This window comes from Phenylobacterium sp. RIFCSPHIGHO2_01_FULL_69_31, assembly GCF_001824475.1.
Lineage (GTDB): Bacteria > Pseudomonadota > Alphaproteobacteria > Caulobacterales > Caulobacteraceae > Phenylobacterium.
In genome coordinates this window covers 96459-110161 of the sequence record NZ_MHXN01000032.1, presented here as the reverse complement: position 1 = coordinate 110161, position 13703 = coordinate 96459, and the positions used below count along the sequence as shown (strand labels likewise).

General features: G+C 66.6%; 9 protein-coding genes and 1 pseudogene. 6 read left to right on the top strand and 4 right to left on the bottom strand.

From position 1 onward, the window contains the following. Positions 1 to 2 precede the first annotated feature (2 nt). A complete protein-coding gene (locus A2790_RS17170) occupies positions 3 to 815 on the top strand; it encodes an RNA methyltransferase (protein ID WP_293393988.1) in 813 nt (270 codons plus the stop codon). A gap of 66 nt (positions 816 to 881) precedes the next feature. Continuing rightward, positions 882 to 3287: an ATP-binding protein gene (locus A2790_RS17165; protein WP_293393986.1), complete on the top strand. Its 2406-nt coding sequence runs from the start codon at positions 882 to 884 to the stop codon at positions 3285 to 3287. Between the two features lie 3 nt (positions 3288 to 3290). Here A2790_RS17165 and cysN read toward each other — a convergent pair whose 3' ends face one another. Continuing rightward, entirely contained in the window at positions 3291 to 5195 is a 1905-nt protein-coding gene (cysN, locus tag A2790_RS17160) for a sulfate adenylyltransferase subunit CysN (RefSeq protein ID WP_293393984.1), read from the bottom strand. Beyond that, positions 5195 to 6148, bottom strand: coding sequence for a sulfate adenylyltransferase subunit CysD (gene cysD / locus A2790_RS17155; RefSeq protein WP_293393982.1), 954 nt, complete (start codon positions 6146 to 6148; stop codon positions 5195 to 5197). Before cysD ends, cysN begins: the two co-directional genes overlap by 1 nt. 288 nt (positions 6149 to 6436) lie before the next feature. Here cysD and A2790_RS17150 point away from each other — a divergent pair, with 288 nt between their 5' ends. Beyond that, positions 6437 to 7741: an MFS transporter gene (locus tag A2790_RS17150; protein ID WP_293393980.1), complete on the top strand. Its 1305-nt coding sequence runs from the start codon at positions 6437 to 6439 to the stop codon at positions 7739 to 7741. A gap of 143 nt (positions 7742 to 7884) precedes the next feature. On the opposite strand, the pseudogene A2790_RS24455 reads toward A2790_RS17150, so the two are convergent. Together A2790_RS24455 and A2790_RS17140 are read right to left on the bottom strand one after the other, a co-directional pair. After that, positions 7885 to 7989, bottom strand: a pseudogene (locus tag A2790_RS24455) (N-acetyltransferase); the annotation flags it as partial. A 422-nt stretch (positions 7990 to 8411) separates the two neighbouring features. Then, the gene (locus A2790_RS17140) at positions 8412 to 9275 is read right to left on the bottom strand and encodes a glycosyltransferase (protein ID WP_293393976.1); all 864 of its coding nucleotides are present in this window, start codon (positions 9273 to 9275) and stop codon (positions 8412 to 8414) included. 141 nt (positions 9276 to 9416) lie between these two features. Between A2790_RS17140 and A2790_RS17135 the strand changes: the two genes are divergently transcribed. From A2790_RS17135 to A2790_RS17125, 3 genes are all read left to right on the top strand, one after another. Next, on the top strand, positions 9417 to 10928 hold the full coding sequence (locus A2790_RS17135; protein ID WP_293393974.1) for an AlkA N-terminal domain-containing protein: 1512 nt from the start codon (positions 9417 to 9419) through the stop codon (positions 10926 to 10928). After that, on the top strand, positions 10909 to 11427 hold the full coding sequence (locus A2790_RS17130) for a methylated-DNA--[protein]-cysteine S-methyltransferase (protein WP_293393972.1): 519 nt from the start codon (positions 10909 to 10911) through the stop codon (positions 11425 to 11427). Before A2790_RS17135 ends, A2790_RS17130 begins: the two co-directional genes overlap by 20 nt. Positions 11428 to 11657: 230 nt before the next feature. Continuing rightward, positions 11658 to 13667: a right-handed parallel beta-helix repeat-containing protein gene (locus tag A2790_RS17125; RefSeq protein WP_293393970.1), complete on the top strand. Its 2010-nt coding sequence runs from the start codon at positions 11658 to 11660 to the stop codon at positions 13665 to 13667. The last annotated feature ends 36 nt before the right edge of the window (positions 13668 to 13703 follow it).

Genomic DNA, 13703 nt, shown 5'->3' with positions numbered 1-13703 from the left:
GCTTGCCGACCATCGTCCGCATCCGCGACGCAGGCGATCCGCGCCTCGAAGTCTATCGCGCCGTCCGCGAGCGAGACCTCGCGGGTCGCGAGGGCCTGTTTGTCGCCGAGGGCCGGGTCGTGCTGGAAAAGGCGGTGGCCGCCATGCCGGAGGCCATCGCCTCCGTCCTGGTGACCGACGCGCGGCTCGAAAGCCTGGCGGAGATCCTCGCGGGGCTGCCCGCCGGCACGCCGGTCTATGCGGCAGGCCAGGGGGCCATGGACGAGGTGGTGGGCTTTCCCATCCACCGCGGCATCCTGGCCGTCGGGCGGCGGCCGGACCGCGACCCGGCCACGCTGCTGGCGGGCATGCCGCCCGAGGCCCTTGTGGTGGGTCTGGTCGGCATCGCGAACCACGACAACATGGGCGGAATTTTTCGCAACGCGGCGGCGTTCGGCGCGGCCGCGGTCCTGCTGGACGACACCTGCTGCGATCCGCTCTACCGCAAGGCGATCCGGGTCAGCGTGGGCGCCGCCCTGACTGTGCCCTTCGCGCGCGCCGGCACGGCGGCCGCCCTGATGGCCGGCCTGGGCCGCGCGGGGTTCGAGACCCTCGCCCTGTCCCCTCGCGGCGCGGTCGAACTGGCCGACTTGCGCCGTCCTCCAAAGGCCGCCGTGCTCTTCGGGGCCGAAGGGCCCGGCCTGCCGGAGGCGGTTCTGGCGGAGGCTCGGGGCGTACGCATTGCGATGGCCGGCGGCTTCGACTCCCTTAACGTCGCAACTACCAGTGGCATCGTGCTGCATCACCTGGCCGCGCAACGGAATAGGCCCGTTTAAAGAGGCGCTTAACGGAAACCATCGATACTCCAGCCGGATCGTCGGAAAGACGGTCGGGGGGAGTGAATGGGCCGCGAGCCGGGGCGAAACGCAGCGACGACACCGATCGATCTGGAGGGGTCCAGGGCGGTGTTCGACCGTGCGACACGGCTCGCGCGGTCGCTGTTCGGCGACGTCGACAGCCAGGTCACCCTGAAGCTCGAGACCGGTTTCTGGCGCAGCCGCAGCCAAGAGACGGTGCCCGACGCGGCGTCGGTCCGCGAGGTGATGCGGCGGGGCGAGGTGGTCTGGTCCGCAGACTGCGCTGCCGACCCGCGGTTCCGGAACGACCCTGCTGTGATCAATCCGCCCCACGTCCGCTTCTACGCCGGGGCGCCGATCCGGCTTGCGGACGGCTCGACGCCGGGCGCGCTTTCGGTGCTGGGCCTGGAGCCGCGTCCCTACGACCCGTCCCTTGCGCGCCGGCTGCAGGACCTCGCGGATTTCGTCGCCGACGAGTGGGCGCGGGTCAGCGCCACCCGCGGGCAGGTTGGCGCAGAGCGAACCATGTCGGCCGTGGTGAAGGCCATGCCCGTGGCGGTGGTTCTCACCGACCGTGATGCCCGGGTGCAGTACGCCAGCCCCGCGTGGATGAAGGCCCGCGGACTCGAGGGCGTCGAGGTGGTGGGCAAGACGCTCTTCGAACTGCGTCCGGACATCTTCGAGCCGTGGCGCGAAGGCATCTTCTTCTGCATGGATGGCAACAACCGCTCGATCGAACGTGTGCCGTTCCCGACGCCCGACGGCGGCCAGGGCTGGGCCAAGGTCGAGCTCGCCCCCTGGGTCGACACCGAGGGGGACGTCGGCGGCCTGATCATCACTTCCTACGACATCACTCACATCGTCGAGGCGCTGGAGCGCACCGAGCGGTCGGAGCAGCGGCTGAAGGTGGCGTTGGAGAGCGCCGAACTGCACGTCTACGAGATGGATTACGTGCGCCGCGAGCTGTTCAAGGCGGGGGCGGAAGACACCTTCTTCGAGGAACCGAAGACCTACCAGGATCTCTTCGACGACATCTTCGCGTCGGTCGATCCCCGCGACAGGGCGTCGGTCGTCGAGGCCTGGGCGCGCCACGAGGCCAAGGGCGCGCCGTATCGGCCCGAGTATCGGGTCGCGCGGTCGGACGGGCGGGAGGTCTGGGTCCAGGGGTCGGCGCGCCTGGTCACCAACTCGGAGGGCAAACCGATCCGGCTGGTCGGCGCCCTGCGCAACATCACCCGCCAGAAGGCCGACGAACTGGCGCTGGTCCGAGCCAAGGAAGAGGCGGAGGCCGCAAACCGCGCCAAGAGCGCCTTCCTGGCCACCATGAGCCACGAGATCCGCACGCCGCTCAACGGGGTGCTGGGCATGGCCCAGGCGATGGCTGCGGACGAGGCGCTCTCCCCCCTTCAGCGCGAGCGGATCGACGTGATCCGCCAGTCCGGCGAGAGCCTCCTGACCATCCTCAACGACGTGCTCGACCTTTCAAAGATCGAGGCTGGCAAGCTCGATCTGGAGAGTGCGCGGTTCGATATCGACGAGGTCGCCAAGAGCGTCCACGCCACCTTCCAGGCCATTGCCGAGACCAAGGGGCTGGACTTCGAATTCTGCGTCGATAAGGCCGCGAAGGGGATCTACGAGGGCGACCAGGTTCGCGTGCGCCAGATCCTCTGGAACCTCGTCTCCAACGCGCTGAAATTCACCGAAAAGGGTGGCGTGAAGGTTCGGATCGGCCGTCGGGACGAGGCCCTGTCTCTGACGGTCTTCGACTCCGGCATCGGGATGACCGCCTTCCAGCTCGCCGGCCTCTTCCGCAAGTTCGCCCAGGCCGACGCGTCCACGACCCGCAAGTACGGCGGCACGGGCCTGGGCCTGGCCATCTGCCGCGAGCTGGCCGAGGCGATGGGGGGCACGGTCAGCGCCACCAGCGCGCCCGGGATGGGCTCGACCTTCACGGCCGTCCTGCCGCTGAAGAAGGTCGCCGGCGCGGCGGCCAAGCCGCGGAAGCCTCCGAAGGCCAGGACCCACCGCGCCGCGCCCGCCGAGGACCGGCCGGTCCGCGTCCTCGCCGCGGAGGACAACACGATGAACCAGTTGGTGCTCAAGACCCTGCTGGCGCAGATCGGGATCGAGCCCGAGATCGTCGCCGACGGCCGGGCCGCCGTGGAGGCCTGGGAGCGGGAAGCGTGGGACGTGATCCTGATGGACGTCCAGATGCCCGTGATGGACGGGCCGACGGCGACCGGGCTGATCCGCGCACGCGAACGGTCGGAAGGCCGCGCCCGCACCCCCATCGTCGCCCTCACGGCCAACGCCATGCCCGACCAGATCGCGGAATACCTGCAGTCTGGAATGGACGCCTTCGTCGCCAAGCCGATCGAAGCCCAGCGACTGTACGAAGCCCTCCAGATCGCCATCGACGGCCGCCGCAACGACGAAACCGCGGCGGCTTGACCCTCAGATCCCCGGATCGAACCCGGCCTCGAGCCAGCCGAAGATTGCTTCGGCTGCCTGTTCGGCGGTGAGTTGGGTGGTGTCGATGCGGATCTCGGCGTTCTCGGGCGCCTCGTAGGGGCTGTCGATGCCGGTGAAGTTCTTGAGCTCGCCCTTGCGGGCCTTGGCGTAGAGCCCTTTCACGTCCCGCTTTTCGGCCTCGGCCAGGGGGGTGTCGACAAAGACCTCGACGAACTCGCCTTCGCCCAGAAGCTCGCGCGCCAGCCGCCGTTCCGCCCGGAAGGGCGATATGAACGAGACCAGTACGATCAGGCCGGCGTCCACCATCAGCTTGGAGACCTCTGCCACGCGGCGGATGTTCTCCACGCGATCCTCGTCGGTGAAGCCGAGGTCGCGGTTAAGGCCATGGCGGACGTTGTCGCCGTCCAGCAGATAGGTGTGGCGACCCTCGGCGGCGAGACGCTTTTCCAGCAGGTTGGCGATGGTCGACTTGCCGGAACCGGAGAGACCGGTGAACCAGACCACGCGCGCCTTCTGCCCCTTGGCCGCCGCGCGCGCGGCCTTGGAGATGTCGGTGGCCTGCCAGTGGATGTTCTGGCTGCGGCGCAGGGCGAAGTGCAGCATGCCGGCGCCCACCGTGCGATTGGACATCCGGTCGATCAGGATGAAGCCGCCCAGATCCTTGTTCTCGGCGTAAGGGTCGAAGGCGATCGGAGCCGAGAGCGAGAGGTTGGCGACGCCGATCTCGTTCAGCTCCAGCCGGGTGGCCGCCAGCTTCTCCAGCGTGTTGACGTTCACCTTGTGCTTGGGCTCGGCGACCTGGGCCGATACCGTCCGCGTCCCCAGCTTCAGCAGGTAGGGTCGCCCCGGCAGCAGAGGCTCGTCGTCGAACCAGACGATGGTCGCCTCGAACTGGTCCGCGACCTCCGGCGGCTGACCGGCGATCGACAGCACATCGCCGCGGCTGATGTCGATCTCGTCGGTGAGCGTAATGGTCACGGACTGGCCGGCGACGGCCTCGGGCAGGTCGCCGCGCAGGGTCACGATACGCTCGACCGTGCTCTCGCGGCCGGAGGGCAGGGCCTTCACCCTGTCGCCCGGCTTGATGACGCCGGAGGCCACCAAGCCCGAGAACCCGCGGAAGTCGAGGTTCGGACGGTTCACCCACTGTACCGGCATCCGGAACGGCTTGGCCTGCAGGTCGTCCTCGATGGGCGCCTCTTCCAGCCACCGCATGAGCGGCGGGCCGGAATACCAGGGCGTCTTGTCCGAGGGCTCGGTGATGTTGTCGCCCTTGAGCGCCGACATCGGGATGGCCGTGAAGGCCTTGATGCCGATCTGGGCGGCGAAGTCGTGGTATTCGGCCAGGATGGAGTCGAACACCTCCTGGCTCCAGCCCACTAGGTCCATCTTGTTGATCGCCAGCACCACGTGCCGGATGCCCAGCAGGCTGACCAGGTAGCTGTGGCGGCGGGTCTGGGTCAGCACGCCCTTGCGCGCGTCGATCAGGATGATGGCCGCGTCCGCCGTCGAGGCGCCGGTGACCATGTTGCGGGTGTACTGCTCGTGGCCGGGGGTGTCGGCGACGATGAACTTGCGCTTGTCGGTGGAGAAGAACCGGTAGGCGACGTCGATGGTGATGCCCTGCTCACGCTCGGCGGCGAGGCCATCGACCAGCAGGGCGAAGTCGATATCGCCGCCCTGGGTGCCCACCCTCTTGGAGTCGGCCTCGAGGGCCGCGAGCTGGTCCTCGAAGATCATCTTGGAGTCGTAGAGCAGCCGGCCGATCAGGGTCGACTTGCCGTCATCCACCGAGCCGCAGGTGAGGAACCGCAGAAGGCTCTTGTGCTCGTGCTGGTGCAGGTAGGCGCCGATATCCTCGGCGATGAGCGCAGACTGGTGGGCCATCAGAAATAGCCCTCCTGCTTCTTCTTCTCCATCGAGGCGGCTTGGTCGTGGTCGATCATGCGACCCTGACGCTCGGACGTCGTCGTGAGCAGCATCTCCTGAATGATCTCGGGCAGGGTGGCCGCCGTGCTCTCGACGGCGCCGGTGAGGGGGTAGCAGCCCAGGGTGCGGAAGCGGACCGACTTCATCATCGGCGCCTCCCCCTCGCGCAGGGGCATCCGCTCGTCGTCCACCATGATCAACGTGCCGTCCCGCTCCACCACCGGCCGTACGTCGGAGAAGTAGAGCGGCACGATCGGGATCTGCTCCAGGTGGATGTACTGCCAGATGTCCAGCTCGGTCCAATTGGAGATCGGGAACACCCGGATGCTCTCCCCAGGGTTTTTGCGGGCGTTGTACATCCGCCAGAGTTCGGGCCGCTGGTTCTTCGGATCCCAGCGGTGCTGGGCCGAGCGGAAGGAGAAGATGCGCTCCTTGGCGCGGCTCTTTTCTTCGTCGCGCCGTGCGCCGCCGAAAGCCGCGTCGAAACCGTACTTGTCCAGCGCCTGCTTCAAGCCCTCCGTCTTCCATACGTCGGTGTGGACGGCGCTGCCGTGCGTGAAGGGGTTGATGTTCTGGGCGACCGCGTCGGGGTTCTTGTGGACCAGCAGCTCGAAGCCGAGCTCCTTGGCCATCCGCTCGCGCATCTCGTACATCGCCCGGAACTTCCAGGTGGTGTCCACGTGCAGGAGCGGGAAGGGCGGCTTCGACGGATAGAAGGCCTTGGCCGCCAGGTGCAGCATCACGGCCGAGTCCTTGCCGATCGAATACAGCATCACGGGCCGCTCGCACTCGGCCACCACCTCACGCATGATGTGGATGCTCTCGGCTTCCAGGCGCTGGAGGTGGGTCAGGGTCTTGGAGGACAAGGCGCCTTCCAGGTTTTCTGAACGGGTGAGGACGCTGGCGTCCATGGGCGGACCTTACATCAAAGCGAATGAAACCCGCGCGCTAAGGCGGGCGGGGCGGCCCCGGTCGTTGAGTTAGCGGCGGGACCGAGACGAGGCAAGGCGAGCGGCCCCCAGGAATTCTTGGGGTGACGACAGCGTAGGTGGACGCTGCAGGCGGCTTGCAGCCCTGAAACGCAATGCCGCTTGGCGGTCGCCACTGGGGCATGCCACAACCTTTTCCATGGAAGCGCGTACCCGTTTTTCGAGCCGGAACGCCGGCCGGGGCGGCCAGGGTTGGGGGCGGTTTTTCAAATGAGCGCAGCGACTTCGACGCCGGCGAAGGCGTCCCCAGGGTACAGCTACTTCGTCGTCTGGTTCCTGGCGATCGTCTACACGCTCAACTTCCTGGACCGGCAGATCGTGTCGATCCTGGGCAAGCAGATCTCCGCCGAACTCAATCTCAGCAAGACGGAATTCGGGCTGCTGGGCGGGACGTCCTTCGCCCTCCTCTACACCACCTGCGGCATCGGTGTGGCCTACCTCGCCGATCGGATGAGCCGCACCTGGATCATCGCGGCGGCCTGCGCGATCTGGAGCCTATTCACCGCGCTCTGCGGCACGGCGCAGAACTTCCTGCAGATCCTCCTCTACCGGATGGGCGTCGGCTTCGGTGAGGCCGGCGGCTCTCCCCCGTCCTACTCGCTGATCTCGGACTATTTCCCGGCGGAGCGGCGCGGGACGGCGCTCGCGATCTATTCGCTGGGCGTGCCGATCGGATCGATGCTGGGGGCCTTCGCAGGCGGAAAGCTGGCGCTCGCCTATGGCTGGCGTACGGCGTTCTTCGTGGTCGGAGCGCCGGGAATCGTTCTGGCCGTCCTGATGCTGCTGCTCGTTCGCGAGCCGAAGCGGGGCGGCCTCGACGTGGTCATGGACGGCGCGGCGGAGCATCCTCCCGCCCCGCCGCTGCTGAGCGCGATCGGCAGCTTCTTCGCCAACCGCACCCTGGTCCTGACGGCTGTGTCCAGCGCCATGTCGGCCTTCGTCGGCTACGCCGGCCTGGTCTGGAACCCGCAGTTCCTCGAAGGCGTGAAGGGCATGTCGGCCGCCGACGTGGCCACATGGTACGCTCTGGCGCTGGGCGCCACCGGCGTGGTGGGCACGGTGGCGTCCGGCTGGCTCGTCGACAGGCTGGGCCACAAGGATCGCCGCTGGTTCGCCTGGGTGCCGGCCATCGCCTTCGCCCTGTCGATCCCGTTCTGGTTCGGCATGCTCTGGGCGCCCACCTGGGAGCTGGCCATGCTGTTCCTGCTGGGGCCGATGCTGATGAACCAGGCCTATCTCGCGCCGGCGCTGACGGTCGCCCAGAACGCGGTGGCCCCGGCGCAGCGCACCATGACCGGCGCCATCCTGCTCTTCGTCCTGAACCTCGTGGGCCTGGGCGTCGGGCCGGTCTACGTGGGCTGGATCGCCGACAAGATGGAACCCGCGCACGGCGACCAGGCCCTCGCCTACGGATACGCCGGCGTCATCCCCTTCGTGGTGCTGACCGTGGTCGCCCACCTGGCCGCCTCGGTGTCCATCGCCCGCGACAAGCGGCTGGCGGCAGCGCTGGGCTAGGCCCGGGGCAATCCCAACTGCGCCAGTTTGGCGGCAATCGGATGCATGATCGCATCGGGCGCGCGGCGGACGAGCTCCGCGAGTTCCGCCTTGTCGAGCTCCCACCAGCGGGAGGCTTCGAGGGCCGCCTGAGTCTCAGGATCGAAGCGATATCGGACGACCTTCGCTGGCATGCCCGCCATGATCGCATAGGCCGGCACGTCCTTCGTCACCACGGCCCCCGCGCCGATGATCGCGCCGCGCCCGATGTGCTTGCAGCCCGGAGTGACGGTGACGTTGTGCGAAAGCCAGACGTCGTCCTCGATGATCAGCCAGGGCGGATCCAGCGGATTCTCGGAGACGACTCCGAGAGCTGGATCATAGAGGTAGGGGTGGGTGGTCAGCGCATCCATTGGATGGTTGGAGTCCAACACTCGGGCCGACCTCGCGAACGAGCAGTAGCGCCCGATGCGCGTGCGCGCGGGAAACCGCCAGCGATCAAAGCAACCATAGGAATAAAGGCCGACCTCGACTCCGAAGCTCTCGGAGAACCACTTCCGCAGTTCGAGATTCTCGTACTCGTTTCGCGTCAGAAGCTTCAACTTGACCTTCTCGAGCGCCGACCTCATCAGACCCATGCGTGTTCCTCAGGTGAGATTGCGATACTGCAGTCAACGCCGTAAGCGACCCGCTAACGCGCATTCATCAAGATCCGGATGTAGTCCAGTCCGCGCCAAATCCGCGCGCGGAACAACATGACGCTCGCCTTCAATCGGTCGCCGGGTTTTGAGAGAGCGGGACTGAGCAGGACTTTGGGCAAGTGCGCCACTGCGGACAACGGCATCGCCAGGGCCAGGATCAGCCACTTAAGGCGCCCTCCGGGTTTGGCTGACGTCAGGCCGAAGGTTTCCTCGTTCAAGCGCCGCCATTTCCGCACGAGCTCCGGCCAAGTGCGGCGTGCCGGATGTCCGACGACCGCGTCGGGGGCGTAGCGGATCCGGTACCCCAGGTCGCGGGCGCGGAGGCACCAGTCGAGGTCTTCGGATACGCCTGTCCGGAATCCGCCGACCGCGTCGAAGACTCTCCGCGGGCACAGGAGATTGGCCGTTACCGTAAAGCGCTTGCGAAGGACGTACATGCGGTTGTCGAAAGCGAACACGCGCTCGAACGCCTCGGCTGCGGTTAGGTCTTCCTCGTCTGCGACCAACACCCGCATGCCGCCGCCGACGAAGTCGGCGTCGTCGAGCGCAGCCAGGCCACGTTCCAGCCATTCTGGCGCGGGCAGGCAGTCTGAATCGGTGAAGGCCAGCACCTCCCCAGTGCAGGCGGCGACGGCGCCATTTCGCGCTGGACCGGCGCCCTTCTCGGTCACGATGACCAGGCGGGCTCGGCCATCGATAACGCGGGCGATCTCCGCTTCACCTTGAGGCGAGTCGTTGTCGGCAACGACGATCTCGTCGGGCGCCACGCTCTGTGACGTCAGCGCGGCCAGACAGGCGTCCAGGCCCGCCGGGTCGTTGTAGTGAGGGACGATGACGCTGACGCTTTGTCGCATGGTGATCGTTCCATAGCCCAATTCGATTGCGGTGAGTTAACCGCGGCGGCGCCGTCCGGCGGCAGCCTCGGCTCCCCTTCGATCTATGTCCGAAAACCGCGAGACATCGGCGGGCCCCGCGCCCATCTTCCGGCCATGGACATGGATTTCGAAGCCTGCCGCCGCGCCTTCGTCACCCGCGACCCGCGGTTCGACGGTCGGATCTTCGGCGCGGTGAAGACGACCGGCATCTACTGCCGGCCGATCTGCCCTGCGCGCACGCCCAAGCCACAGAACATGACCTTCTATCCGACGGCGGCGGCCGCGCAGGAGGCGGGTTACCGTCCCTGCCTGCGCTGCCGGCCGGAGGCGTCCCCGGATCTCGGCGCCTGGCGCGGCACCTCCAACACCGTCTCGCGCGCCCTGGCCCTGATCGAGGGCGGCGCCATGGACACCGGCGACGTGGACGCCCTGGCCGGCCGGCTGGGGGTCGGCGAGCGCCAGTTGCGGCGCCTGTTCCGCCAGCACCTGGGCGCCTCTCCCGTGGCGGTTACGCAGACGCGACGCGTCCTGCTCGCCAAGCAATTGATCCAGGAAACCCGCCTGCCGATGGGCGAGGTGGCGCTGGCGTCGGGCTTCGGCAGCGTGCGCCGGTTCAACGAGACGTTCCAGCAGCTGTTCGGCCGCCCCCCCGGCGAGCTGCGCCGCTCGAAGCAGGCGGAGACCCCCGCGGCCGACGGCATCCTCGTGCGCCTTCCCTACAAGCCGCCCTACGACTGGGACGCGATCATCCGCTTTCTCACCGATCGCGCCATCCCGGGGATCGAGCGGGTGGAGCCCGGGCGCTATGCCCGAACCCTGGCCATCGACGGCGCCTGCGGAGTCGTGATCGTCACGCCCCGCAGCGACGGCGCCTTGCAGGCTGAGGTCCGGTTCCCGAAGCTCAAGTCGCTGCCGGCCGTGATCGCGCGCGTGCGCCGGGTCTTCGACCTGTCGGCCGACCCCACGCTGATCGGCGCTCACCTGAGCCAGGATCCGGCGCTGGCCCCCTTGGTGGCGGCCCGCCCGGGCCTGCGCGCGCCCGGGGCCTGGGACGGGTTCGAACTGGCGGTTCGCGCCATCCTGGGCCAGCAGATCACGGTGAGCGCCGCCCGCGGCCTCGCGGCCAAGCTGGTGGCGGCCTACGGCGAGCCGATCGAGGACCCCGCCGCGGCGGACCTGGGTCTGACCTGCGTCTTTCCGTCGCCGGGGCGGCTCGTCGGCCAGGATATCGCGGCTCTCGGCATGCCGAAGGCCCGCGGCGCGGCGCTGGAGGCCCTGGCCCGGACCGTGGCGGCCGACCCGGCGATCTTCACGCCCCGCGCGGACCTCGAAAGCGCGATCGCCGCGCTTAAGGCTCTGCCCGGCGTCGGCGAATGGACCGCGCAGTACATCGCCCTGCGGGAGCTCCGCGAGCCCGACGCCTTCCCCCAGGCCGACATCGGCCTGATGCGGGCGATGGCCGACGAGGCGGGGCTCCGGCCCACCGCCGACCAGCTCCTCGCCCGCAGCGAGGCCTGGAGGCCGTGGCGGGCCTATGCCGCCCAACACCTGTGGGCCGCAGACCCGGGCCTCGCGGCCGCCAAGGGCGCCGCCTCCAAAAGGACTAAGATCGATGACCGCCAGGCTGCCTGAAACCCTCACCCTCGACCGTATTCCCACCCCCATCGGCACGGCGCTGGTGGTCACCGACGAGGCCGGCGTGCTGCGCGCCTTCAACTGGACGGACTATGAGCCGCAGATGCGGAGCTGGATCGGGCGCCGGTATCCCAAGGCCACATTGGCCGAAGGGCAGGGGCCGCTTCGGCCGAGGTTCGAGGCCTACTTCGCGGGCCGGACGGATGCCGTCGACGGCATCCGGTGGGATGGCGGGGGCACCGACTTCCAGAAGAAGGTCTGGGAGACCCTCTGCACAATCCCGGCAGGGCAGACCTGGAGCTACGCCCAGCTCGCCGAGACGATCGGGCGGCCCACGGCGGTCCGCGCCGTCGGGTTGGCGAACGGCTCCAACCCGGTAGCTCTGGTCGTGCCCTGTCATCGGGTGATCGGGTCAAATGGCTCGCTGACCGGCTACGGCGGCGGCCTTCATCGCAAGCGCTGGCTCTTGCAGCATGAGGGTGTGCTTTCAGTCTAGGAGCTGCCGATCAACTGAATACCGAAGATACGACAACTGGTGAGGCAATGAATATCAATTGCGGTGAACCTTGAGCATGGTTAGCAAATCTATAACCTGTAGATAAGTTAACCAGCCAGATAAACCATTCCGAAATCGCGACGCCGTACCTTCCAGAGTGAATGGTGGGGTACGAGCTGGCGGCGGAGATCGCGCCTCGCACCCATGGGAATACTCTCTGGAGGTGTTAGGTGGTCAGTATCATCGTCAAGGATTCGGCGGGCTTGGTCAGCGCTCTGAAGGCGGCGCAGAGCGGGGATGTCATCCAGTTGGCGCCGGGGACCTACTCGCCGTTTGTTCTGTCAGGCCTGAAATTCGATGCGCCTGTGACGATAACGTCTCTCGATCCCGGCAACCCCGCCAAGCTGACGGGGTTGAATGTCAAAGGCTCCGAAGGGCTCGAATTCAACAGCCTGGAGTTCGTCGTCGGCGGCACGGTGGACAATCCATTCCAGGTCAGCGGCTCGGCCAATATCGGCTTCGACAACTTGAACGTGCATGGCTCGCTCGACGGAAACGCGCAAAATGACGTCGCTGCGTTCCTGATCCGGGACAGCAAGAACGTTGAGGTGACCAATAGTGAATTCCAACAATTACGGCACGGCGTTGCGCATCTTAATACCGACGGACTGAATGTCTCGGATAACTACTTCCATGATATACAAACGGATGGTGTTCGAGGCGGCGGTTCATCGCACGTAGTCGTCAGTGGAAACTACTTTACGAATTTTGATCCGGTGGATGGTGATCATCCTGATGCCATTCAGTTCTGGACTGGAAACACCTCGGCGTCCGCCACTGACATTGCCGTCACTGGAAATGTGATTGTGCGTGGCTCCGGGGCCGCGGTCCAGGGCATCTTTTTCCGCGATCAGGTTGGCAACCTCCCCTACGAGGGTGTCGTTGTGAGTGGCAACCTCGTCGTCGGTGGAATGCCGAACGGCATTGCAGTGAGCGGTGGCAACAACGTCATCGTCGACAACAACGTTGTTGTCGGCCTGCCCGACCAACGATCATGGATCAGCACCGGCGGTGCGAGCAACGTCACCCTCTCGAACAACACGTCGACCTACTACCTCACGGACGGTACCTCCGGTCTTGTGCAGGACAACAATGCGACGATTGCTTCGCCAACGGACGGTGGCCGTGCTGCGCAGGTGGACTGGCTGTCGAGCCATAGCATGGATTTCAGCAGGATTTCCGGCGCAGCGGCCTTTGGAGACGCTGCTACGAGCTCAACGATCCTGAGCGCCAGCAACCTGACCACTTCGGTTCTGGACGCGGCGGCCTTGGATGCCGTGAAGCAGATGGAGTTGGCGCGCCTCCAGTTGGTCAAAATCGCCGGTACAGCGGCGGGGGACCGGCTCGGCGCTGACGGCCTCCACGACATGATCATCGACGGTGGCGCCGGCAACGATGTTCTTACCGGTGGCGGCCTTGGTCACAACACCCTGATCGGCGGAGCGGGAGACGACACCTTCTACGTAGGCTCGGTCTTCGATGTCGCGGTGGAGGCCGCAGGCGGTGGAACCGATCTGGTTGTCGCAAGCATAGACTTCTCGCTTGCTGACAATATCGAGGGCCTTCGTATGACCGGCGGAGCCACGTATGGCGCAGGCAACGAGTTGGATAACCGTATCACGGGTACGAGCGGCGACAACGAGATACGCGGCGCTGGTGGCGCAGATCTGCTACAGGGGATGGACGGGAACGACGGCATCGATGGCGGTGCGGGAAACGACAACCTCAACGGTGGGGCGGGCCAGGATACCCTCCTGGGCGGCGCCGGCGCGGATAAATTGCTAGGCGGAGACGACGCGGACACCCTGGCTGGCGGCTCGGGCATCGATACGTTGGAAGGCGGTACCGGAGCCGACACGATGTCTGGGGGCGCTGACGCGGATCAATTCTTCTTCCGCCAAGGTGATCTGTCGATGAATCCGGATTTCATCGTCGACTTCAACGCAGGGGAGGGGGACAGGATCGCAGTCTCCATGATCGACGCGAACGTCAACCTCGCCAATGACCAGAAGTTCATCTTCATCGGTACGTCGGCCTTCCATAAGGTGGCTGGCGAACTGCGCTACGAGGTAAGCCAAGGGCACGCGACGGTGATGTTCGATACAAACGGAGATGGCGCCGCCGATATGATGCTGCGGGTAGGCGCGACCAGTCTCCAGGGGTCAGACTTCATGCTTTAACGGGCGCTTGGGTCCGCCTGGCAAGATGGCTGGATC